Source organism: Orbus sasakiae (assembly GCF_039542345.1).
Lineage (GTDB): Bacteria > Pseudomonadota > Gammaproteobacteria > Enterobacterales > Orbaceae > Orbus > Orbus sasakiae.
In genome coordinates this window covers 842,744-867,697 of sequence record NZ_BAABHY010000001.1, presented here as the reverse complement: position 1 = coordinate 867,697, position 24,954 = coordinate 842,744, and the positions used below count along the sequence as shown (strand labels likewise).

At 37.2% G+C, this 24,954-nt stretch carries 22 protein-coding genes and 1 pseudogene; 15 read left to right on the top strand and 8 right to left on the bottom strand.

What is annotated here, in order from left to right:
- Window positions 1-89 precede the first annotated feature (89 nt).
- The 4 genes from ABEA36_RS03785 to darH are packed head-to-tail and all read left to right on the top strand — an operon-like array spanning window position 90 to window position 3,624.
- On the top strand, window positions 90-1,004 hold the full coding sequence (locus tag ABEA36_RS03785) for a dialkylrecorsinol condensing enzyme (protein ID WP_345488963.1): 915 nt from the start codon (window positions 90-92) through the stop codon (window positions 1,002-1,004).
- A 14-nt stretch (window positions 1,005-1,018) separates the two neighbouring features.
- Window positions 1,019-2,176, top strand: a complete 1,158-nt coding sequence (locus tag ABEA36_RS03780; protein ID WP_345488961.1) for a beta-ketoacyl-ACP synthase III — start codon at window positions 1,019-1,021, stop codon at window positions 2,174-2,176.
- A gap of 16 nt (window positions 2,177-2,192) precedes the next feature.
- Window positions 2,193-2,609, top strand: coding sequence for a DarG family dialkylresorcinol biosynthesis protein (locus ABEA36_RS03775; RefSeq protein WP_345488959.1), 417 nt, complete (start codon window positions 2,193-2,195; stop codon window positions 2,607-2,609).
- Window positions 2,593-3,624 carry a BtrH-related acyltransferase DarH gene (gene darH / locus ABEA36_RS03770; RefSeq protein ID WP_345488957.1) on the top strand — a complete coding sequence of 344 codons (1,032 nt, stop codon included), beginning with the start codon at window positions 2,593-2,595 and terminating at the stop codon, window positions 3,622-3,624. The genes ABEA36_RS03775 and darH overlap by 17 nt, the downstream gene beginning before the upstream one ends.
- A gap of 46 nt (window positions 3,625-3,670) precedes the next feature.
- Here darH and ABEA36_RS03765 read toward each other — a convergent pair whose 3' ends face one another.
- Complete coding sequence (locus ABEA36_RS03765) at window positions 3,671-4,000, bottom strand: Grx4 family monothiol glutaredoxin (protein ID WP_345490846.1); 330 nt, start codon at window positions 3,998-4,000, stop codon at window positions 3,671-3,673.
- Between the two features lie 216 nt (window positions 4,001-4,216).
- On the opposite strand from ABEA36_RS03765, the gene yccS reads away from it, so the two are divergent.
- A complete protein-coding gene (gene yccS, locus ABEA36_RS03760; protein ID WP_345488955.1) occupies window positions 4,217-6,343 on the top strand; it encodes a YccS family putative transporter in 2,127 nt (708 codons plus the stop codon).
- A gap of 139 nt (window positions 6,344-6,482) precedes the next feature.
- Here yccS and ABEA36_RS03755 read toward each other — a convergent pair whose 3' ends face one another.
- The 4 genes from ABEA36_RS03755 to ABEA36_RS03740 all read right to left on the bottom strand — a co-directional run bounded on the left by ABEA36_RS03755 (window position 6,483) and on the right by ABEA36_RS03740 (window position 10,657).
- Window positions 6,483-7,823: an APC family permease gene (locus tag ABEA36_RS03755; protein ID WP_345488953.1), complete on the bottom strand. Its 1,341-nt coding sequence runs from the start codon at window positions 7,821-7,823 to the stop codon at window positions 6,483-6,485.
- 77 nt (window positions 7,824-7,900) lie between these two features.
- Window positions 7,901-8,641 (bottom strand): N-formylglutamate amidohydrolase, encoded by a 741-nt coding sequence (locus ABEA36_RS03750; RefSeq protein WP_345488951.1) that lies wholly within the window; start codon window positions 8,639-8,641, stop codon window positions 7,901-7,903.
- Window positions 8,641-9,987: a type I glutamate--ammonia ligase gene (locus ABEA36_RS03745; protein ID WP_345490844.1), complete on the bottom strand. Its 1,347-nt coding sequence runs from the start codon at window positions 9,985-9,987 to the stop codon at window positions 8,641-8,643. The genes ABEA36_RS03750 and ABEA36_RS03745 overlap by 1 nt, the downstream gene beginning before the upstream one ends.
- A gap of 25 nt (window positions 9,988-10,012) precedes the next feature.
- Window positions 10,013-10,657 (bottom strand): cysteine hydrolase family protein, encoded by a 645-nt coding sequence (locus ABEA36_RS03740; RefSeq protein ID WP_345488949.1) that lies wholly within the window; start codon window positions 10,655-10,657, stop codon window positions 10,013-10,015.
- A 425-nt stretch (window positions 10,658-11,082) separates the two neighbouring features.
- Between ABEA36_RS03740 and ABEA36_RS03735 the strand changes: the two are divergent.
- Window positions 11,083-12,083 (top strand): annotated as a pseudogene (locus tag ABEA36_RS03735) (LacI family DNA-binding transcriptional regulator).
- Between the two features lie 55 nt (window positions 12,084-12,138).
- Here ABEA36_RS03735 and ABEA36_RS03730 read toward each other — a convergent pair.
- From ABEA36_RS03730 to ABEA36_RS03720, 3 genes are read right to left on the bottom strand one after another with little or no spacing between them, the layout of a single operon-like run.
- Entirely contained in the window at window positions 12,139-13,323 is a 1,185-nt protein-coding gene (locus ABEA36_RS03730; protein WP_345488947.1) for a carbohydrate porin, read from the bottom strand.
- 3 nt (window positions 13,324-13,326) lie between these two features.
- A complete protein-coding gene (locus tag ABEA36_RS03725) occupies window positions 13,327-14,796 on the bottom strand; it encodes a glycoside hydrolase family 32 protein (RefSeq protein ID WP_345488945.1) in 1,470 nt (489 codons plus the stop codon).
- Window positions 14,777-16,030 (bottom strand): MFS transporter, encoded by a 1,254-nt coding sequence (locus ABEA36_RS03720; RefSeq protein ID WP_345488943.1) that lies wholly within the window; start codon window positions 16,028-16,030, stop codon window positions 14,777-14,779. The genes ABEA36_RS03725 and ABEA36_RS03720 overlap by 20 nt, the downstream gene beginning before the upstream one ends.
- A 225-nt stretch (window positions 16,031-16,255) precedes the next feature.
- Here ABEA36_RS03720 and ABEA36_RS03715 point away from each other — a divergent pair, with 225 nt between their 5' ends.
- The 9 genes from ABEA36_RS03715 to ABEA36_RS03675 all read left to right on the top strand — a co-directional run bounded on the left by ABEA36_RS03715 (window position 16,256) and on the right by ABEA36_RS03675 (window position 24,942).
- The gene (locus ABEA36_RS03715) at window positions 16,256-17,206 is read left to right on the top strand and encodes an aminoimidazole riboside kinase (protein ID WP_345488941.1); all 951 of its coding nucleotides are present in this window, start codon (window positions 16,256-16,258) and stop codon (window positions 17,204-17,206) included.
- A 269-nt stretch (window positions 17,207-17,475) separates the two neighbouring features.
- Window positions 17,476-18,513, top strand: coding sequence for a phosphate ABC transporter substrate-binding protein PstS (gene pstS / locus ABEA36_RS03710; RefSeq protein ID WP_345488939.1), 1,038 nt, complete (start codon window positions 17,476-17,478; stop codon window positions 18,511-18,513).
- A gap of 75 nt (window positions 18,514-18,588) precedes the next feature.
- On the top strand, window positions 18,589-19,545 hold the full coding sequence (gene pstC, locus ABEA36_RS03705; RefSeq protein WP_345488937.1) for a phosphate ABC transporter permease PstC: 957 nt from the start codon (window positions 18,589-18,591) through the stop codon (window positions 19,543-19,545).
- A 2-nt stretch (window positions 19,546-19,547) separates the two neighbouring features.
- Window positions 19,548-20,411, top strand: coding sequence for a phosphate ABC transporter permease PstA (gene pstA / locus ABEA36_RS03700; protein WP_345488935.1), 864 nt, complete (start codon window positions 19,548-19,550; stop codon window positions 20,409-20,411).
- 30 nt (window positions 20,412-20,441) lie between these two features.
- Window positions 20,442-21,209, top strand: coding sequence for a phosphate ABC transporter ATP-binding protein PstB (gene pstB, locus ABEA36_RS03695; RefSeq protein ID WP_345488932.1), 768 nt, complete (start codon window positions 20,442-20,444; stop codon window positions 21,207-21,209).
- Between the two features lie 76 nt (window positions 21,210-21,285).
- Window positions 21,286-21,990, top strand: a complete 705-nt coding sequence (phoU, locus tag ABEA36_RS03690; RefSeq protein WP_345488930.1) for a phosphate signaling complex protein PhoU — start codon at window positions 21,286-21,288, stop codon at window positions 21,988-21,990.
- 456 nt (window positions 21,991-22,446) lie between these two features.
- Window positions 22,447-23,238, top strand: coding sequence for a DeoR/GlpR family DNA-binding transcription regulator (locus ABEA36_RS03685; protein WP_345488928.1), 792 nt, complete (start codon window positions 22,447-22,449; stop codon window positions 23,236-23,238).
- A 73-nt stretch (window positions 23,239-23,311) separates the two neighbouring features.
- Window positions 23,312-23,995: a D-allulose 6-phosphate 3-epimerase gene (gene alsE / locus ABEA36_RS03680; protein ID WP_345488926.1), complete on the top strand. Its 684-nt coding sequence runs from the start codon at window positions 23,312-23,314 to the stop codon at window positions 23,993-23,995.
- A gap of 17 nt (window positions 23,996-24,012) precedes the next feature.
- Window positions 24,013-24,942 carry a ribokinase gene (locus tag ABEA36_RS03675; RefSeq protein ID WP_345488924.1) on the top strand — a complete coding sequence of 310 codons (930 nt, stop codon included), beginning with the start codon at window positions 24,013-24,015 and terminating at the stop codon, window positions 24,940-24,942.
- The last annotated feature ends 12 nt before the right edge of the window (window positions 24,943-24,954 follow it).

The following is a 24,954-nucleotide window of genomic DNA, read 5'->3' as shown; positions in this document are numbered from 1 at the left end:
CACATTATGTTAAAATGTAAAAACCACTCACATTCGAAATGTTGTATTAGATTAAAATAGACTCAGTCAGTCACTATAATTATAAAAATATGAAAAAAAATGTTTTATTAGTTTATTATTCTCAAACAGGTCAATTAACAAAACTCGCAGAAAGTTTTATATCACCATTACACGATTTACCTGAAATTAATTTAGAAATACAGGCTGTTGAACCGACAACGAATTATGTATTTCCATGGTCATTCAATCGTTTTTTCAATATTTTTCCCGAAACGGTACATTTAAGACCTGATCCGATCATAACGCCAGTGTTTGCTCAGGATAAATATGATTTAATTATTATTGCATATACGGTTTGGTTTTTATCGCCGTCTCAACCTATTACAGCGCTTTTGCAACACAATAATACCAAAAAAATTCTTGCAGGTACGCCTGTCGTCACACTTATTGCCTGCCGCAACATGTGGCTAATGGCTCAAGAAACCGTTAAACAACTCCTTACACAATCACAAGCTAAATTGGTTGATAATGTTGTTCGCATTGATAGTTGTGGAGGGCCTGCAAGTTTTATTGCCACACCATTATGGATGTTAACGGGTCAAAAACAACCCTTGCGTTGGTTACCCAAAGCAGGGATTGATGATAAAGAAATAAATGATTGCGCTAAATATGGTCAAAAAATAAAAACCACACTGCTATCTAATAAACCTATTGAACAACCGATGTTTAAACATATGTCAGCTGTAAAGGTGAATGAACGGCTAATATTAAGTGAAAAGATTGGCTATCGAAGCTTTTATTTGTGGGGAAAACTACTCATTAAAGCGGGTAATATATCGACTTATTTACGTCAATTCATTTTATATTTTTATATTGCATTTCTGGTCTGCATGATATGCACTGTTGTGCCAATAACAGCATTAATTAAAACCCTTTTATCTCCCTGGTTAAAAAAACGAATTCTTAAACAAAAAAACCGATTTAGTTGGCCTTCTGGTGAATAAATTACAAGAGCTATATGATGAAATTACACGCTGTTTATATTAATAATATTGCAACTTTTTTACCGAACTCCCCTATTGATAATCAATCAATGGAGCAGGTATTAGGCCAGGTTGGCCGAAAACCCTCTCGCGCACGTGCTATTATTTTAAAAAGTAATGGTATTACATCGAGACACTATGCTATTGATCCTGTCACTCGAAAAACAACACATAGTAATGCACAGCTCGCAGCAAAGTGTATTACCCAACTTTTCGACCAGCATCTAAAACCAGAGCAGGTCTCTTTCTTAGCTTGTGGAACATCTTATCCTGATCAAATTATGCCGAGTCATGCGGTAATGGTTCACGGTGAATTGGCTAACGCAGTTCCTTACGAAGTTCATAGTGCATCGGGCGTTTGTGTAGCTGGCATATCTGCCCTTAAGCAGGCCTATAATGCAGTAAGAACGGGTGAACACCAATATGCTATTGCCTGCGCGTCGGAAACAGCTTCAGCATCGATGCGAAGTGAAAATTTTAAAGCAGAAATCGACCAAAAAATTGATGACTTAGCTGAACGCCCGGAGCTGGCCTTTGAAAAAGATTTTTTACGTTGGATGCTGTCTGATGGTGCAGGTTCAGTATGTTTAAGTCATGCACCTTTAAAAGGCCAAGTATCACTTAAAATTGAATGGATCGATATTTTGTCATATGCCAATGAGATGCCTGCTTGTATGTATGCTGGTGGGGATTTTATAAATGACCAATTTTTTGGTTGGAAACAATTTAGCCAATCAGAACAGCTCGAACAAAGTGTCTTAAGTGTAAAGCAAAACGTCAAATTACTTAATGATAATATTGTTAAATATACTGTTGAAAAAATGTTGATACAAACGATAAATAAGCATTGTTTAAGTGCTGATGATATCGATTATTTTTTACCGCATTATTCGTCTCACTATTTTAGAGATAAATTATACCAAGGTCTCGTTAATATTGATTTTGAAATTCCTTATGAAAAGTGGTTTACCAATTTATCAACGAAAGGTAATACAGGATCCGCGTCGATCTTTATTATTTTAGAAGAGTTTTTACGCACACATCATTTAAAAAACGGTCAAAAAATTCTGTGTTACATTCCGGAAAGTGGACGTTTTTCATCGGCATTTATGTTATTACACGTTATTTTGTGATTTTGGGAAAGAGACAATGGATATAGAAAATATACCTCAACACAATAGTAAAACCTATGGCGGACATAATAAAATTATTTATGCCAGACAAAATGGGCACTATATCTCTGCCACATGCAATGGCTGGGAAGATGAAGAGTATGCGACGTTACAAGCCGTAAATGCATTAAATGCTGAAACAAAAAAAGCCCACGAGCTAGTAAAATCAGGACAAAAATCGCCTCTTTATTTTTATATGTATGCTTACCGACATGACACGGTCAGTCTGGCACAATGCAGTGGTTTTTTCCAATGGCAAGTGAAACGACATTTAAAACCTGATATTTTCAATAAGCTATCTTTAAAAAAACTTAACCGCTATGCAAAAGCATTAAATTTATCATTATCACAACTCAAAACAGTTCCACAAACAGGCTATGACACAATTAATTAATGATTTTCATCATCAACATACCGCACATTGCGAAAGTGGGGTTATGTCAACCTTACTAAAACACTACGGTTTCAATTACAGTGAACCGATGTTATTTGGTTTATCATCCGCATTAACGTTTGCATATTTACCGGTCATAAAAATCTCAGGTATGCCTTTAATTGCTTATCGAATGCCGCCTAAAACAATTATAAAAAACTCATGCAAAAAACTTAATTTAAGCCTAAAACTGCAAAAATTCTCTTCATCAGAAAATGGAATGAAAGCGTTAGATATAGCCCTAACTAATAATCAACTGGTGGGTTTGCAAACATCTGTATTTTGGTTACCATACATGCCTCAGGCGCTTCGATTTCATTTTAATGCCCATAATATTTTAGTTTATGGTAAATCTGAACAAAATTATTTAATCAGTGATCCCGTTATGGAGTCCCCCGTCCAATGCCATGAAACTGATTTAAAAAAAGCGCGTTTTGCTAAAGGCGCACTTGCTAGCAAAGGCTTAATGTATACTTTAGAGTTAGCTAGTCACTCAAATAACATCCAATTAGTGCCACTTATTCGTCAGGCAATTTTAAAAAATGCCAAACAAATGCAAGCACCCCTACCATTTATTGGAGTGAAAGGTATTCATTTATTAGCTAAACGTATTCATGGACTAAAAAATACGTCCAAAAGTGACCAGTATAAGAAATTATACCTTGGACATATTGTGAGAATGCAAGAAGAAATCGGTACAGGGGGTGCAGGGTTTCGTTATATGTATGCTTCATTTTTAGAAGAAGCTTCACAGCATTTACCACTAACAAATAAACAGGCATTATTAGACTCATCCAATCAGATGACTGAAGTTGGCGATAATTGGCGTAAATTTGCGAGCCGGACCGTAAAATTATGTCGAAACTTAAACTCGACAGGTTATGATGAAGTTTCTCAATTACTGAATAATGTTGCTGAGTTAGAAAAAGCGTGCTGGCAGAATCTGGTCAAAAGTATCAAGAAAATATCGTATTAAAACGTTATCCAGCCAGCCGAAAACAGGCTGGATAACTAATATATTGTTAGGCTGTTTGATACTTACTTGCTGTCTCTTTAATCAATGCTTGTAATTCACCAGCTTGGAACATTTCAATCATAATATCGCATCCGCCAACTAATTCCCCATCAACCCATAATTGCGGGAAAGTTGGCCAGTTTGCATATCTGGGTAATTCGGCACGAATATCGGGATTTTGTAAAATATCCACATACGCAAAAGGCACACCACATTGTGATAAAAGTTGTGATGCTTGTGCTGAAAAACCACAGCTAGGTAATTTTGGCGAACCTTTCATATAAATAAGGATAGGGTTCTCACTAATTTGCTTCTGAATTTTTTCGATCGTTGTCATTGTCATAATTGATATTAAATCCTACTAAATAAATAAGGTACTATATTAACTTAAAAAATGATAATTGCATTCATTGATAATAACTATTTTTGTATTTATGATTTTTATTAGCTCAAAACGATTGGTATCAGTTGCTTGAATCTATTTTTTAACCCTATATTTTGTAAGTATTCTAAGCTACAATAAATCGTACCCCATAACAGGCATTAACAAATTGTGAATACACTGCGTTCATCCTTAAGACAAGTCTTTTATCACAGTAATGTGCTTTACAGCGTCCGCATTTTAATCAGTTTAGCTGGGACGACGTTTATCCCTTGGTATTTTGGTGAAATCAAAGCAACCATTCCACTTACATTGGGTGTTGTAGCTGCGGCTTTAACAGAAATCGATACCCGTTTATTAAATCGTTTAGTGAATCTGTTTATCACGTTAATTTGTTTTTCATTAGCAACATTTTCTGTGCAGATTTTGTTTCCATATCCGCTCATTTTTATTATCGGGTTAGTGTTATCAACGTTTGTATTTACGATGCTTGGGGCATTAGGTCAGCGTTATGGTGTTATTGCTTTTGGTTCATTATTAATTGCAGCTTATACGATGTTAGGTCATCAAATGTTTGATGATTTCTATTCTCAGCCACTCTATCTCTTAGTTGGCGCAATTTGGTATAATCTCGTCTCATTTGTTGAGTCAATTATTCAACCGATTAGAACAACCCAACAAAGTCTATCAGTGAGTTTTTTCCGATTAGGTCAATACCTCGATGCTAAAGCTGCCCTATTTGATCCAGATGAAACCGAGGGTTTTAAAGCACAATTGTCACAACTTGCCCAAGCAAATGATCAACTTATCGATGCATTAAACCAAACCAAACATTCACTTTTCAATCGGCTAAAAAGTTACCGCGGGCAAGCTTATATTCGCAATATGCTTAACGATTACTTTGTCGCTCAAGATATCCATGAACGAGCTAGTGCTTCTCATGTTCGTTATCAAACATTAAGCCAACAATTTAAACACAGTGATATATTATTCCGTTTTGCGCGCATTTTAAATTTACAAGCTAAAGCGTGTACTAAATTGGCAGTATGTATTAAGTACAATCAAAATTATCAGCATGATCCGATTTTTGAGAAATACTTTAGTTACTTAGAAGAGGCCATCACCTGCCATCAAGGTAATGCTAAACTGATTAATTCATTAATGCATTTAATGAAAAACTTGCAAAGCATTGATTTGTTATTATCTAATATTAATAATGAACAACAATTATCAGGACAATATACTCAGCGACAGCTCATTGATGATAAATTGAGTGGTTTTAAGGACAGTTGGTTGCGTATTAAACAAAATCTTACCGTCAAATCACCGTTATTTCGTCACGCAGTACGTATGAGTTTAGTCTTCTTTGTTGGCTATTCAATCATTCAACTCAGTGGATTACAACATGGTTACTGGATTATTTTGACCAGTTTATTTGTTTGTCAACCTAACTACTCCACGACAAAATATCGCTTACGTTTACGCGTAATGGGAACCATTGGTGGGATCATTATTGGAGTGCCATTAACTTATTTATTACCCAATATTGAAGCGCAACTGGTTTTAATCATTCTGAGTGGGTGGTTATTTTTCTTATTTAAAAACTCACAATATGCTTATGCTACACTATTTGTGACTTTATTGGTCTTTTTCAGTTTTGGATTAGTCGGCGAAAGCAGTATAACCGTGGCAAGTTCAAGAATTGTTGCCACCATTATTGGATGTGCTATCGCGTGGTTTGCAGTTAGCTTCATTTGGCCAGATTGGAAATTCCGTAATTTAAGTAAATTGGTTGAACGCGCTTGTCATGATGATTGTCATTACTTGGCATTAATCGGTTCACAATACTTATCCGGTAAAAATAATGATGCCATGTATCGTCAAGTTCGCCGAAGCGTGCATGAAAATAATGCGGAATTATCCTCGTTAATCAGTATCATGACCAAAGAGCCTCATGTAAACCAAGATATCATTGATAATGCGTTCCGTTTTTTGACGGTCAATCATACTTTAATTAGCTACATTTCAACATTAGCTGCCCATCGTGATAAAACCATTTCTCATGATATATTGTCGCTGTTTGATGATACCTGTGTATTTATCATTAATTCGCTGCACGGCAATCAAAAAATGGATAAGGATTTACCTCATTTAAGGACAGTGATCACTGATCTGGTCGAAAAGGAGCCAAATGATTTAAATCAGAACGATTTATTGGTTTTACAACAATTATTGCTTATTTTAGATGTCCTGCCTGAGACAGCACAACTTGCTTCAGAGTTAATGGCAAAGCCCTAATATATCGTTAAATATGGCGTAATTTTGACGGTTTTTACACTATAATGATAGGTTATGACAATAAAATAACGAACCTGTTCAAAAAAGGCAGATACTTTCAAGATCATGTATCTGCCTTAATACCACTGACACTCAATCACTATTCTATCGATAAAGCTAATGATAATTTCATTTTCGTCATAATGATTAAATAAATAAGGCCAATCACAAACCAAATACCGCCTAATATGATGGCTTGTTCACTCATACTAATTAAAATATAACCAATGATAAAAAAGCCAATCGCCGGACAAATTAAATATCTGAGGTAGTTTTTAGAACCATTACGAATAATAAAGTGAATAATGACACTCAAGTGTAAAAATAAAAATCCAGTTAAGGCGCCAAAACTCACTAATGACGTTAATAAGTCAGCCTCTTCTAAAAAGTATAAACCTAAAAATAAAGAAAGCACCGCAACAAATAAAATACTAATATAGGGTGTGCCCCATTTTGCATGAACTTTAGATAAAACTTTCGGTAACTTTTGGTCACGCCCCATGGAGAAAAGCACTCGTGAGACAGCACCTTGTGAAACCACAGACGTTGCAATCCCCCATGCTAATGCAGTTGCAAGCCCAGTCACTATCCCTAACCATTCTCCCCCTGCGGCTTGGGCGATTTGATAGAAAATGGTATCCGGTGAACTAAACGTCAAACCAGCAGCTAAATCGACGGCAATCCAAGTTTGTGCCATAAAAATAATCCCCATCACAAAGAGTGTGATCAATGCAGCGCGCCCGATTTGTTTAGCGGGATCCCCTTTCACTTCTTCAGCTAACGTTGAAATAGCATCAAAACCAAGAAATGATAATGCAGCAATTGATACCGCTTTCATCACCAAACCAACACTAAATACGTCAGGCTGATAAAGTGGTGCTAAAGTTAATTCGCCATTACCTTGACCTTGATAAAGCGCATATAACCCAACTGCAACAAAAATTGCAAAAACAACTAATTCACCAATAAGAAAAACAATGTTCATTTTAGCGGTAAAACTGATGCCTTTTAGATTAACAACGGTTGCCGTTACAAGGAAGAAAATTAGCCATTGCCAACGTTCTACTGCCGGGAATAATTCATGCATAGCAATCGCACTAAATACATAAACTAATGCAGGAATAAGTAAATAATCAAGTAAAATAGCCCAACCAGCAATAAAACCAACATGCTCGCTGATGCCGCGTTGTGCATATGAGTAAACGGATCCAGCAATCGGAAACTCTTTTGACATTGCGCTATAACTTAGTGCAGTAAATAGCATACCAACCATACCGATTAAATATGCTAAAGGCACCATGCCATGGGTATCTTGATAAATCCAACCAAACACGCCAAAGGGGGCGATGGGTACCATAAAAACCATCCCATAAATCACCAAATCACTTAATGTTAACGTACGTTTCAGTTCTTGTTTGTAGCCAAACTGTTCTAAACTCATAATAATCTCTTGTTATTGTTGCAAATAGTTCAACCGATTAAATTCACCTAATCGGTTAATATTAGTTAGTTTTAAAATTATAAAACGGGTGATAAAAGTTTGACCCATCGATCGATTTTAGCCAGTTCATTAATCTCATTGTTACGAATTTCAAGTAACACTGCTGGTATATGATTATCATCACCATGCAGTGGTACAGTGGTATCCTCACCATAAGCACATTGATAAGGTTCATTGGCTGCAATGATCAGTGCTGGGTCTTTGGCAAGCCCTGCTAAAATTTGTTCGCCATAGTGACGCGCTTGCATATAGAGTACGCCAGCTTGTAATGCTCTGGCTTGACCTTTATAGGTAGCCGTGTAACTGTGTACGCCGACTAAACGTGTATTGTCATGACGCTGCTTACTTTCAGCAATTAATTCAGCTAATTTTTGATGAAATGGTTTAAAAATATTTACTTGTCTGGCTTCAATGTGTTCCTTAGCCAGATTTTGGTTACCGATAATGGTGTATATTTCACTAACGTCAGGAATACTGTCTGGCGCTTCAAGCGGACGATTTAAATCAATTAATAAGCGAGAATAATTAGCCACTAATAAGGTTGCATTCAGTTTGTCAGATAATCCTTTAGCTAAATCTAAAGCACCGATATCCCAGGCAATATGTTCTTTAGCCGCTTTATCCTCTAAACCAAGCTGCTGAAGCTGCGCTGGAATATAGCAACTTGCATGCTCGCACACGAGAATTAATGGGTTGTCAGGATTATATCGGTAAAGAGTATAAGCTGGCTTATCAAATAATAGATTAAAAGGATTCATTAATAAATTTCGCTATAAGATTGGCATAATTGCTCGTCATCAAGATCCGCCGTTAACTCAAGTTCATACTCTTTCATACCAAAGTATGTATCGAGTAGTGGCTGAGGGAAGCAACTGACTAATTCTGTTTCCGATTTAAAAAGGTCTAATGCTTCGCGTAGTGAAGACGGTAAACGGCGGATACCTAAGTGGTCACGTTCAGCTTGTGTCAATTGTTCAGGATCAACATCTAAGCAGGCTGTTAACGGTAACTGTTGCTCTATTCCCAGGCGCCCAGCCATTAAAATTCCGGCTACCGCCAAATAAGGATTAGCCGTGGCATCCATTGGCCTAAACTCAAGATTATATTGTTTAGCTGGTGATGAACCAGCAAACGTTGTGACTGGGCAAATTCGCAGTGCCGCTTCACGGTTACGAAAACCTAAACATGCATAGGCTGCACTCCAATGATGGGGTTGCAGACGTAAATAAGATACGGGCGTTGGTGCCGTTAACGCGCACAAAGCAGGTAAATAACGCAATACCCCTGCTGCCCAATGCTGACCAAGCTGTGACAAATTATTATCACAATTTTCATCATATAAAACGGGATGACCGTCATTATCTTGTAAGCTAATGTGCCAATGCACACCACTGCTAACACTATCAGGCGTTGTCTTAGGTGAAAAACTGACATTTAATTGCATTTGGCGTGCAATATCGCGAACTATTTCACGAATATTTATTGCCCTATCTGCACTAGCTAAACCAAAAGTCGGTTTACAAGTTACTTCGTATTGATTTTTACCATATTCCGGTAAAAACATTTCAGGATCTGCCCCCGCTTGCATTAGCGCATCTAACACCCAATTACCAAAATCACCGACAATACGTTGGGATTGTAATGAAAATGAGCGTATAGCATGGGACTGAGGTAATGTTTTGAAATTGAATTCATGCTCAAACGCAGAATAAACATTCAAGTTGAGTTTATCTTTATAATAGGCAATTTCATTAGCAAGTAGAGTTCTTGTACATGAACGCCATGGTGTACCATCGGTTTCGATTAAATTACAATGAATAAACTCTAATGCAGGGGATGTGGCATCGGGCATATGAGCGACCTTTACCCGACTTTTTAGATCGGGCATTAAACGCAAATCACCATGCGAACCCCAGGGGTTATTATCGGGGATCAAATCTTGAGGTGTTAGTGAACTGTTTGCTGGAACCCAACCACAGCCGCGTTTTAAATAGCTATCAAGCGTATTAGATGGCAATCCTCTACCACGAGTAATTGCGGCTAAATCAGTCGTAATTAATGAAATCAACGCTAACGGTTGATAGGAATTATTTTTATTTTGCATCATGATGGTTTTAACCTAATTCTGATTATATTGATATTTTTGCAATGCGGTCTAACACGGTTTGGGTATCCGCTATCCAACAGTACCCTTTTATGGCCTCTAAGCAGGCATCATGTCGCTTTGGTGAATAAGTTGCACATGCATCTTCGACTAAAGTGACTAAATATCCTCTATCCGCTGCATCACGAACCGCCATATCAACACATTGATCGGTAATCACACCACAAATGATTAAATGCTTGGTGTTTAAATTTTTTAAGACGTAATCAATCGCGGTTGAATTAAATACGCCAGATGACGTTTTCGGTAATACTATCTCATTTTCCATCGGCGCTAATACATCGATAACTTGCGCTTGATGGCAACCTTTAGGTAAATGCATATCGGATAACTTATGGTCTAAAGAGCGATCACGTCCATCAGCCGTTAAACTTTCGATTATTGTATGTAGCACGTTCTGATTTTTTGAACGTATCGCGGCTAAGAGTTTTTGTTGATTAGGAATAACCGTATTTGTCAAACGATGATAGTAGTAGTCAGCTTGTTCAGTTGACAAATGATTATCCATATTGGCATCAACCCAAATATTTTGCATATCAACAAATAGTAATGCGGTTTGATCGCGTGTAAATGGCATATCGCGAGGTGATATATGGGGTAAAGTAAACAAGATTATTCTCACTATTAATTGATGATTCACACATACAGGTAACACATAAGCTGTATATTTTTTATTAAATAATCAGCCATTAAAACCGCTGAATATGTTGCGAATGCTACTTGAGTAAACCATAAATAACCAGTGTTATTGATAAGTTATATAAAAAACTAATGATTAAAAAAATCCTATTAGAAAAATGAATTTACAGTGAATTAACACGATATTTAAAACTGATTGGTCAGATTTATACGTCTCCATCGTGTTTTTTATAATATCTTGAGATTATTGAGTTACTTACTAATATACGCTTAGCAAATCGGTCATGCGTTGATCAGTGAGTGCTTTCCATCGCACGACAATTTGGCTTGTTCATCTAGCCTAATTGCAAGTATGATATGTAAGAGATTTATAAGTTAGTACGTAATTGAGGAAAAATGGCTTCGTTAAAAGATGTAGCAAAATTAGCTGATGTTTCATTAATGACGGTTTCACGGGCAATTAATTGTCCAGACAAACTCAGCAAAGAAACGTATCTGAAAGTCAAACACGCTATTGATGAACTTAATTATGTCCCCGATGTGTCAGCATTAAAAATACGCGGTGATCGTAAAGTACCACAATTAATTGGTGTACTTGCCTTAGACACTGCCACAACACCATTTTCAGTCGAATTATTACAAGCGATTGAAAAAACGGCTCAATCACACCAATGTAATACACTGATTGTTAACCTATTTGATGTTAATGATGCCGAACATGCGGTCAATACACTGTTATCTTATCGTCCTGCAGGAATTATTTTTACATCAATGGGTTTTCGTAAAATTAAGATCCCGGCAAAATTACATCACCATCCGCTTGTACTGGCGAATTGTGTTACCGATGATATTAGCGTAGCCAGTTATATTCCTGATGATTATCAGGGTCAATATCACGCGGTTAAATCGGTTATTGATAAAGGCTATCGAAAACCGCTTTGTCTTTATTTATCAGCAAATGCGCTAGCCGGAAAAATTCGGCGTGAAGCCGTTGAACAGGCTTGGCGAGATATCAATTACCCTTAGATACGCTCACGTCTATTCACTTAAGTTTAGAACAGGGAGATCAACACTACCTTGATACAATTTCGATAATTCAGCGCTATTTTACAGATAATAAAGCCAATTTTGATATTATTATTTGTGGTAATGACCGAATTGCTTTATTGGCATATCAAGTTTTGTTAGGTTTAGGATACAAAATTCCACAACAAGTGGCGATTTTAGGTTACGACAATATGGTTGGAATTGGTGAGTTATTTTATCCGCCTTTAACGACGGTACAGTTACCTCATTACCAAATTGGTGAACAAGCTGCATTACATATTATTCATCGTATCAAAAATAAAAATGTACATAAAATCGATTGCCCTTTATTAGTCAGACAATCGATTTAGTTGCATTTTAAGCATTCACCCTAAAAATTATTTTTTACCGCTATACCAATGCGATTTAGAAGAAATATTTAAATCGGACCCTTGCCCCATAGCGATCTTCAGAATCCCCTCCTTGTGATTCATCACGATCAAGTAACGACCAATATGCACCTAAGTAAATATTAAAATTATCCATATTCATTACATTTGGTATCAGATAGGATGCATTTACTGTATGTAATTTATATTTTCCTTCAGTATCCAGATAGCCTGACGTTTTATACGAGGGATTGAATGTTTTAATATCATTAGCTGCAAAGATATAACCAAGCGAATAATTGTGCCAATTGATATTCATACCGGCACTGAAATCTTGTTCTTGCTCTGCATCTAAATAAGCCGTACTGACATTCACAACGATCCCCTCTGAGGCGCGGTTAAAATCCCCCATACTGTTCCATGTAAACGTGACGCCGTAACCAATTCGTTTTGACTGGTCTTGCCAATCCCCCTCACTGTTAGTATAACCATATGCGTTATTAATCACATTGCCTTCTATCGCCGCCGCAATTGAAAAATCATTGGTTTTATAAGATATAACAGGCCGCAAATAGATAACATTTTTGTTGTTATCCATTTTATATCCATGATAGTTATTCTCATAAAATAGTGTTGTACCATCTTTAATCATGGTATTGAGTTCTAAATTTAAGTCGCCGAGTTGCTGCGTAAACTGAATACTGCCGCCACTACTACTTCGCCCTCTCGCTTCTTTCATCATATAAATATAGCCAAAGCCATCACTATAGAGGTCGTTAGACGTATTGCCAGAATATTCGATAAAAGTATCTTGACCTAGCGGAAACATGTCATATGCTTCAAAGCGTCCTATCTTGAATTGCCAATCAGTCTGCTTACCAAAATAAAATGCGGCATCATCGAGATTTACTTTACCACTCAAATCAGCAAGAGGCTGCACTGAAAATCCGGCATAATGCTGATTTTCAAGCACACGCTTACCATCTAGACCAATTAATATACGACCATTTAAATCCCAACGATCAATGTCACTTGCATCAAAATCTTTTTGTGCGGTCGTTTTGGTTGACGTTAATTGATGCTTTTTACTGGCAACATCGGCATTAAATTCGATGTCACCATACAATTTTAAATCACCTTGTGCGGTTTGCCACTCTATGGCACCAAAACTCGGCAGTGAGTATAGACAACAAACACTTAACATTAGACGAGATATTTTCATTGATTATTTCCCATTCATATTTTCTAAATACCAATAATTGATTTGTTTGATTGCTAACTCACCATTTTCAGCAAATAAATAAATGGTTCGTTCATCACCTGTTGGATAAATACGACTCGTTAATGCTGCTTCACCTTGGTTAACAAACACTTCAACGGATGAGTGATCGATAAAAATACGTAATGTTAAGCTATCCCCTTGAGGTAAAGGAATACTACGATATCCCTGTACACCTTCGCCACTCTTTGCACGATCAAGTATTAAACGCTTTGCCTGATTATCAATATATAATAACGTTGATTCTTTTCCATCTGGAGATGCCGCTAATGCCAATCCAGCCCGTTCAGCGATTGTTTTCGTCATATCAACTTGTACAATAAGTTCACACTGTAGACTGTTAAGTTTTAAATCTTGTTGACCACTTTTTAGTTGTAAATTGAGTAATGTTTTTGGTTCAACACGTAATAATGTAATAGCATCAAGTGGTTTCATTAAAACTTGATTATCTTTAGATAACGTCAGCTCTCTTGGTAACGTTAAGACGCCAGCCCATTTATCCGCTTTACTAGGCATCACGGAATCCCACATATCCATCCAACCAATAATCATTCGTCTATTGTCTTTAGATATAAAAGATTGTGGTGCATAAAAATCATGCCCATGATCTAATTCAGTGAATTGCTGGATAACCTTAAAAGATGATCCTGGTTTCCATTCACCCACCAAATAGCCTGATTGAAATCGATTACGATATTGATATCCCTTGGGTTTCATCCCCTGCGGTGAAAACATTAAAATATACTTATCTCCGAGTGGAAAAAAGTCAGGGCACTCCATCATGTATACATCAGGATCTGATGTTTGAGCTAAAATTTGGTCAAATTGCCAGTCACGCAGATTATCTGAGCGGTATAATAACACTTGGCCAATATCTTGTTGGTTTCTCGCGCCAACAACCATAAACCATTGATTATCTTGACGCCAAACTTTAGGATCGCGAAAATGCATAATGCCATCTGGTGGCGTCAATACCACACCTTGTTTTTCAAAATGAATGCCATCTTTACTGGTAGCGAGACACTGTACTTCACGAACCGCACTATCATCTCCAGCTTGATTTAGCCAAACATGCCCAGTATAAATCAATGCTAATACACCATTATCATCGACCGCTGAACCTGAAAAACAACCATCTTTGTCGTAACTATCTGACGGTGCTAATGCAATCGGTAAATGCTGCCAGTGGACTAAATCATCACTGGTGACATGCCCCCAATGCATAGGTCCCCAATTCTCACTATATGGGTAGTGCTGAAAGAATGCATGATATTTACCTTTAAAGTAGATAAGTCCATTGGGGTCATTTATCCATCCAGCTTGAGCCGCTATATGATAAGCGGGATAATAGCGGTCTTTAACATGCCTAGCTAACTGCTCAACTGACTGATTTGCTTTAGTTAGTAACTCTTTCATTAACGGTTCCTCTTATTACAGATTTAAGATGCTTATCTCCTTTAAGAAGAAAAGCAGCAATTAACATAAATACTCCGGTTGCACAGCCCATTAATAAATAAGTGTTAGCAAAACCGATACAATCATAACCATAGCCAGCCAGCGGCGCTAAGAAACTGGCGCAGACTTGACTAACAAATTGGAATCCAACTAAATATAGTGTTGCGGACAAACGGTGATCAAAACGCGTTGAAATAAATTTAAAAATTGCAATTAACAAGATTGGCAATTCAACAGCATGTAACAACTTCATAGCTGAAATCATGGCAGGCCCTTCTACCAAGCCAGAACCAACGATACGTAATGTCATGATTGCACCACTTAGTATTAAACTGTTTTTAGCCCCAATACGGTTAACTAAAAATGGCGCCAATGCCATTCCACCGGCCTCAAGAAAAACTTGCAATGAATTAAGGAAACCATACATACGATTACCTTCTTCTTGAGTCGCAAATTGATGTGAAAAATAGACTGAAAACTGCTGGTCATAGACGTTATACATACTAACGCCAATTACAAATACAACTAATGCCCAAAATTGAGACAGTTTGAGTAAACCTAATGCGTCTGAAATTTTTAATTGACTGGTTTTACCATATTCAAGTTGCCCCAGTGCATCGATCTTAACCACCTTAACAAAACATAAAATAACTAAAAATACCGCTGCGGAAAGTGACGCTAAGATAAAATTAATATTTGGGTTGATATTAAATAAGAAACCAGCAAAAAATGTGGCAGTAGCCCAGCCTAATGATCCCCACATTCTTGCTCGTCCATATTCAAATCCAGTAATTCGACTTACTCGTTCAATATAAGATTCTAAAGCACCTATCCCCGCAAAAAAGGTCGCACCAATGTAAATTCCACCTAATGCAGCCCCAAAAATGACATTCATTTTTAATATAGGTGCATAGATAAAAATATAAAATGGCCCTGACATTAATAGCAAAATACCAATGACCCATAATAACTGTTTTCGTAATCCTAATTTGTCTTGAATAAAACCATATAGTGGTTGCAGACATAACGCTACGATCGAAATCGCCGAAAAAATAATTCCGGTATCCATTCCTTTTAAGCCAAGCGTCTGCCCCAGCCAAATCGAGATAAGCGAAAAAGATGATGACCATGTAAAAAAGAAAAAGAAAAATAATCCACTTAGTAAAAAATAGTATTGCCTACTCGACTTTTTCATAACAATTAAACCTTTATAATGAGTATAAATTCACTCAAAATGTTAACGTTAACTTTAAAAAATGGAATGATTTGATACTAAAAATGTGATGTTAATCACATAAGTTAACGTTAACATTGGATGATTGTGATCAACATAACATAAAATGAAGGCGATTTTAATGACAAACTTTCCTTTTTTGATTGGGAACATCTATTCACTTTAAGAATAACTAAGAATGGTATTATGAAAAAAACTAAAATCTGGTGTTTAGGGGATGCTGTAGTTGACTTACTCCCCCTTGAAAATCGAACCTATCAAGCTTGTGCCGGTGGAGCCCCAGCTAATGTTGCCATTGGGCTTGCAAAACTTGGATGTGATGCGGGCTTTATTGGGAGGGTGGGTGATGACCCATTTGGTCACTTTATGCGACAAACATTTATTGAACATCAGGTCGATTGCCAAAATCTGGAATTTGATGCAAAAATTAAAACCAGTACTGTATTAGTCGACTTGGCGCTAAATGGCGAGCGAAGCTTTACTTTTCTGGTCTCACCTTCTGCAGACCAATTTCTTTCTGAATCAGCCTTACCTAATTTTTCTGATGACATATTACATTTTTGTTCATTAGCCTTAGTTGGTAATTCATGCCGAACAACCTTAAAGCATGCTATTAATCAATTAAAAACATCGGGTGGAAAAATTAGCTTTGATATAAATTTGCGCGAACAAATGTGGGATGACAAGCGGCTAATGCGTGAAGCGATTACTGAATTTGCACAAAACGCCGATATTTTAAAATTATCAGATGAAGAACTTTTTTGGTTGACGGAAGATACGAATTGGTCAACCGCACTCATAAAATTAGATACCGATTACTGTGCGACATTAAAAATTGTAACAAAGGGGAGTAATGGTAGCATCGTATTATGGGGTAATCAGTGTTACCACTACCCTGCTTATCAGGTTAGGAGCATAGATACGACTGGTGCTGGTGATGCATTTGTTGCAGGATTACTCGCTTATATTGCAACTAATGGACTTCCGGATACAATACTAACCGTTGATGCCATGATATCTATGGCTAGCGCATGTGGTGCGTTAGCAACAACTCAAAAAGGCGCATTGACAGCGCTACCCACTCATTGCTATTTAGCGCAATTTATTTCAGTCAACCAGATACTTAAAAGACAATGAAAAAATGATTTTCTTTTATGCAACCTAATCTATATCCGCGCTAAGTATAATCCTTATTTGATGCTTAGCGTGAGACTCATACATGTTGAACAATATTACGCTATTGTTAGCATTACACTTTGCACGATAATCTTTTACACTATTTTGACAAATTACTTTATATTTCAAATAATAAAACGAAAATATTTATATTGTCATATTTCTGTCACAAAACTTTCATATGATAGCCACGTTGAACCGATTTATGTAGTCAAACTAATGGAGCATATATGAAAAGTCGAGTTATTCTTTCATCTGTTATTTCGTCAATATTACTTCTTTCTGCATCAGCACACGCAGCTGATGTTAATCTGACTGGTGCTGGTGCATCATTCCCTGCTCCGGTTTATGCAAAATGGGCAGATTCTTATAATAAAGCAACTGGCGTTAAAGTGAACTACCAAGCGATTGGCTCTTCAGGTGGCGTGAAACAAATTAATGCTAAAACAGTGGATTTTGGTGCAAGTGATGCGCCACTTTCAGACAGTCAATTGAAAGAACAAGGGCTATTCCAGTTCCCAACGGTTATTGGTGGTGTTGTTATTGCCGTCAATGTACCAGGTATTAAATCTGGCGATTTAGTATTAGATGGTAAAACATTAGGTGATATTTATCTAGGTAAAATCACAAAATGGAATGATGCCGCGATTACAAAACTGAATCCAACTGTAAAATTACCGGATCAAGCAATCAATGTTGTTAGACGTGCTGACGGTTCAGGCACATCATTCGTCTTTACAAGCTATTTAAGTAAAGTCAATGAGGGTTGGAAAGATGAAATTGGTGCAGGTACGACAGTTAAATGGCCTGTTGGTATTGGTGGTAAAGGCAACGATGGCGTTGCGGCATTTATCCAACGTTTACCTGGCTCAATCGGTTATGTTGAATATGCTTATGCTAAACAAAATAATTTAGCTTATACAAAATTATATTCAGCTGATAACACCGTGGTATCTCCATCAGAATCAAGCTTTAGTGCAGCGGCAGAACTTGCAAAATGGGAAGAGTCATTTGCACAAGATCTGACAAACCAACCAGGTAAAAATGCATGGCCGATAACATCAACAACCTTTATTCTCGTTCATCAGTCACAATCTGATGCCGCTAAAGGTCAAGAAGTATTAAAATTCTTTGATTGGGCATACAAAAGCGGAACTCAACAAGCGGTTGATCTTGATTACGCAACATTACCTGATTCGGTCGTAACAAAAATCAAAGCAGCATGGTCAACGAATATCGTTGATAAAAATGGTAAAGCGATTTATTAATTGATTTATCACACGTAAGGCGATATTTTATCGCCTTACTTGATTTAAAGTAGCTTAATAAAAATTTGATACGCGATGATAAAAATAAAGCATACAGCACGTTCTCCATCTAAATGGGGAGACATTATTTTTGATACCTTGGTAAAAGGTTCGGGAGTACTCGTTCTCCTTTTACTCAGTGGTATTATCTTATCTTTAACCGTTGCCGCTTGGCCAAGTATTAGCCAATACGGTTTTTCTTTTTTATGGAACAAAGAGTGGGATGCGCCCGCTGAAGACTTTGGTGCGTTGGTCCCCATTTATGGCACGATCGTCACATCAGTGATTGCGCTTTTGATTGCAGTCCCCGTTAGCTTTGGAATAGCCTTGTTTTTAACAGAATTAGCACCAAACTGGTTAAAAAGACCGCTTGGTATTGCGATTGAATTACTCGCGGCAATCCCGAGTATCGTATATGGTATGTGGGGGCTATTTGTGTTTGCGCCGCTATTTGCGAATTACTTCCAAATTCCAATGAATGATATTTTTGCTAATATTCCCTTTTTAAATCTGTTTTTTACAGGTCCTGCATTTGGGATTGGGATCTTGGCTGCGGGTTTAATCCTATCAATTATGATCATTCCCTATATTGCATCAGTGATGCGTGATGTTTTTGAACAAACCCCTGTATTAATGAAAGAAGCGGCCTATGGCGTCGGTTGTACAACATGGGAATGTATACGTCATGTGGTATTACCTTACACTAAAAATGGTGTAATTGGTGGGGTAATGTTAGGACTTGGCCGCGCACTGGGTGAAACAATGGCGGTGACCTTTATTATTGGTAACACTTACCAACTCGATAGTTTATCGTTATTTATGCCGGGTAACAGTATTACCTCAGCACTGGCTAATGAGTTTGCTGAAGCGGAGCCTGGATTGCATACCGCCGCGTTAATGGAATTAGGTCTGATTTTATTTGTTATTACCTTTATTGTTCTGGCGTGTTCAAAACTGCTAGTAGCAAGATTAAATAAGAAAGAAGGACGATAATAATGAATCGAAATCAAGCCATCACTAATCGATTACAAAATTGGCGTAGAATTAAAAATAAAATTGCTATTGCGATGTCGTTACTTACAATGGCGTTTGGTCTATTTTGGCTTATCTGGATCTTATTCTCTACATTTGAAAAAGGTTTGGGCGGCTTATCAATGGATGTCTTTACTGAAATGACGCCGCCACCAAATACAGAAGGTGGAGGACTTGCTAATGCGATTATGGGAAGTGTGTTGCTTATCGTATGGGCAACGGTTATTGGGACACCCATTGGAATTTTAGCAGGTGTTTACCTTGCTGAATATGGTAAAAAAGGTTTACTGGCAAATATCATCCGTTTTATTAATGATATCTTACTTTCTGCACCATCTATCATTATTGGTTTGTTTGTTTACATGCTTATCGTGGTTCACATGGGGCACTTTTCTGGTTGGGCGGGTATTGTTGCGTTAGCCTTAATACAATTGCCAATAATCGTCAGAACAACCGAAAATATGTTGTTACTGGTGCCAAACACATTACGTGAAGCCGCTTATGCATTAGGTACACCACGCTGGCGTGTTATTTTAAAAATCACCTTGAAAGCATCACTTTCAGGTATTGTAACGGGTGTGTTACTTGCCATCGCTCGTATTGCGGGTGAAACAGCACCACTCCTGTTTACCGCGCTATCTAACCAGTTCTGGAGCACGGATTTAACACACCCGATTGCAAACTTACCGGTAACCATATTTAAATTTGCGATGAGTCCATTTATTGAATGGCAACAATTAGCTTGGGTTGGTGTATTACTTATTACACTATTTGTATTGTTCCTCAATATTTTGGCAAGACTATTATTTAGTCGTAAATCAAAATAAACTGATTAATGAAGACGATTTGGATTAATTATGACATCAAACACAACAACTAAAATTCAAGTAAATAATCTTAATTTTTACTATGATAAGTTTCATGCTTTAAAAGATATCTCTATTGATATTAAAGCGAATTGTGTGACTGCTTTTATTGGGCCTTCTGGCTGTGGTAAATCAACACTATTACGTACGTTCAATAAAATGTATCAACTTTATCCAGAGCAACGTGCCACAGGTGAAATTTTATTAAATGGTAATGATATTTTAACGGATAATCGCGATATCTCATTACTCCGCGCACAAGTTGGGATGGTATTCCAAAAACCGACACCCTTCCCAATGTCAATTTATGATAATATCGCATTTGGCATCAAGCTTTTTGAAAAATTATCACGAGTAGAAATGGATGAACGCGTTGAATGGGCGTTAACTAAAGCGGCACTTTGGGACGAAGTTAAAGATAAACTTCATCAAAGTGGCTATAGTTTATCTGGTGGTCAGCAACAACGTTTATGTATAGCGAGAGGGATTGCGATTCGTCCTGAAGTATTATTACTTGATGAACCATGTTCTGCACTTGACCCAATTTCAACCGGTCGTATTGAAGAGTTGATTACAGAACTCAAATCAGATTACACCGTATTGATTGTTACCCATAATATGCAGCAAGCGGCACGTTGTTCTGATTCAACTGCTTTTATGTATTTAGGTGAGTTAGTCGAGTATGGTAACACTGATGATGTATTTACTTCACCAAATAAGAAACAAACAGAAGATTACATTACCGGTCGTTATGGCTGATTGTGATGGCTAATGCACATACAATAACAACGATTAAATGGTGATATAGTCACAAAACAAGTTATAAGAGGAACCTATGGATTACTTAGGCAAACACATTTCAGGCCAATTTGATGCAGATCTTGCACATATTCGCACACAAATTATGGTAATGGGTGGGTTAGTTGAGAAACAACTTAGCGATGCCATTAGCACCCTACTCAATCATGACACAACACTCGCTGAGCAAGTCATTAAAGACGATCAGAAAGTGAATAAGCTTGAAGTTGAAATTGATGAAGCGTGTGTCAAAATTATTGCTAAACGCCAACCAACCGCCAGTGATTTACGTTTAATCATGGTAATTATTAAAGCGATTGCGGAACTTGAACGTATTGGTGATTCAGCGAAAGATATTTGCCAAATTGCGAAACAAAGTTTTACACAAGAACAGCAAGATGTATTAACAGGTCTTGATGCGATGGGACATAACGTGATTCAGATGCTTCATGATGTATTAGATGCATTTACTCGTATGGATCTCAATGAAGCAGTACGTGTCTATAAAGAAGATAAACGTATCACTCAAAATTATGAGATGGTCATTCGTCAACATATGACATTTATGATGGAAGACCCACGCTCGATTCCGAATATTATTATCGCACTGAATTGTGCTCGTTCAATTTTACGTATTAGTTCGCGTTGTCAGAACATCAGTGAATTGATTTTTTATTTTATTAAAGGCCAAGACTTTAGACATGTCGGTGATGACGTTATCGAGACATTACTAAATAAGTAATAGCGTGCTTGTTATCCCGACTGAGGGCAATACAGATGATATGCTGTATTGCCCTTTTTAGTCGTCATTTTAATTCACCTCGTTAGTCAGCCTCTTTTCTCAACGTCATACATTTTCAAATATGCCTTCGTTTCGTAGATTGTAATTTCATGCTTATGTTTGATGCTATTTTCATCTTTTATAGCGATATTTCTCATAGACAATGTACAATACAGTCTAAAACGGTCATATTCGGTTAAATTAAAACAATTTGCTTTTGACCGAATTTGACTGATTAAGCGTGAATTGACCACGAATAAACCGATTAAGTGTTTATTAATAAGATAACATCACCACGATTGTGAACAACTTCACATCTTATCACTGAGATATTAAACCATGATATAAAACGGAATCACCACACAGAAATCATCGCAATAAACCGCTATTATTTACTACATTGTTAAGGAGAAAAAGATGCTAATACTTGAGCGCCAACAAATGATTATTCAAATGCTGAGTCAACATAATAGTATGACCGTCAATGAATTAGCACAGTTGTGTTCAGTATCAAAAGAAACCTTACGTCGTGATCTGCGTGAATTAGACGAACAAGGTGTTATTCGGCGAAGTCACGGTGGCGCAATGCTATTATCGACGGTAATTAATCAACCGATTATTGTCCCTAAAGTCAGTAATAGCGGTAGTTCATTCCGTCAGCGAGCATTAATCAATACTGATGCAAAAACGCGTATAGCGCGTAAAGCACAGCAATTTGTTAATCCAGCGGATCGTATTGCACTTGATAGCAGTTCAACTTGTTGGTTTTTTGCTCGTCAGTTACCAAATATTGATATGACCGTGATTACGTATTCTATCAATATGATTCAAACCTTAGCCGCTAAAAGCCAAATTCAGATTTTTGTGCTTGGTGGCGCATACAGCGTCGTTGATGAAGATATGGGTGGCTCCATTACTGAAAAAATGTTAGCTGATTTCACCATCGATAAACTCTTTATCTCTTGTGATGGTTTGGATTTTGATAATGGTCTTAGTGACAATAATGATCATCATGCTCGATTAAAAAAACAGATGATTCTATCGGCTCGTGAAGTTTTTTTATTGATGGACTCAACAAAATTTAATCGAAATTCTTTTGCTAAGATCTGCAATTTAGGTGATATCGATGTCTTAATTACCGATCAAAAAATTGATGAATTATTACAAAAAGAGATGGATTGGCACAGCGTTAAGGTCATTATCGCTTAAGAAATGGTTTCTCCTTAAACCGATTTTATATCGTTAATGCTGTTATACCCTATCCTCATTAAGGAGAAACGTTATGCAATACAAAATATCACCATCATTGATGTGCATGGATTTAATGAATATTGGTGAACAATTAGCCTTTTTTAACCAACATGCTGATTTACTCCATGTTGATGTTATGGACGGTCATTATGTCAAAAATATTACGCTTTCCGCATTTTTTATTGAACAAATTAGGCCTCACACTACGTTGCCAATCGATGTGCATTTAATGGTTGAGACACCAACAGACTTTATTGAACAAATGGCTAAAGCGGGTGCAGATTACATTTGTCCTCACGCAGAAACCATTAATGCAAATGCGTTTCGCGTCATTAATCAAATTCATCAACTCGGTAAAAAAGCGGGGGTAGCACTTAACCCAGCCACCCCTATAGAATTTATTTCAACTTATATTCACTTATTAGATAAAATCACGGTCATGACGGTCGATCCTGGCTATGCAGGTCAACCTTTTATTCCTGAAATGCTGAATAAAATTAAACAGCTTGCTGAATTAAAAAAACAACATAATTATAAATTTTTACTTGAAGTAGATGGTTCATGCAATATCAATACATATGCCCCTTTGTTTAATGCTGGTGCTGAAATATTGATTATGGGCAGCTCTGGGTTATTTAAAAAAGAACTGACGTTAGAACAAGCCTGGCAAAAAATGACCACGGATATTCAACAAGCAATTTCAACAATACGTTAATGTTAAAGGAACTCACCATGAAAGGTAAAGTCTGTGTTTTTGGTTCATTTAATCTGGACATTACAGCGATACTTGATCGTTTCCCGATGCCTGGCGAATCTTTAGTTGCCAACTCAAGTAAAATCTCTGCTGGCGGTAAAGGGGCAAATCAAGCAACGGCGGCTTTAAAGGCTGGTGCAAATGTACATTATATCGGTAAAATTGGTGAAGATGATTTTGGTTTTTTTGCTCGTCGACACCTTAAAGCGGTTGGATTTAATGCGCTAACCTTATTAAGTTCAGAACAAAAACCCACTGGTAACGCACTGATTTATGTCGCCGGTGAAGGTGCTGAAAACATGATATCAGTGGATCCTGGTGCCAATATGATTGTCACACAAGAAGAGATCCAAAAATGTGAGCCTGCGATAAAATGTGCTGATGTGGTATTAGTACAACTTGAGAATAATTTATCAGCTATCAATCAAGTTATCGATATTGCTAAACAAAATAACGCTTTCATCATTTTAAATCCAGCACCATTTCAACCCGTTGATGATGATTTACTTGCCAAAGTTGACTTGTTAACGCCGAATGAAACTGAAACCTTTTTATTAACGGGCTGCAAAATTGACGATCAAGTCAGTGCAGAAAAAGCCGCTAATATGCTGCATAAACGTGGCGTCAAGCAACTCATTATCACAATGGGATCTAAAGGCTCATTACTTTCAGATGCCACGACAAAAACTTGGATCCCATGCTTTCCGGCTAATCCAATTGATACAACAGGTGCGGGGGATGCTTTCAATGGCGCACTTGCCGCTCAAATTGCAAATGGTGCCGATATTAAACATGCCGCATTGTTTGGTTCAGCATTCGCTGCAGTGAGTGTGGAATATGTTGGAGCGGCATGTGTCACCACCTATGAACAAGCAGTGCAACGTATGCAATCACTGCCTAATAATTAATTACGATCAATA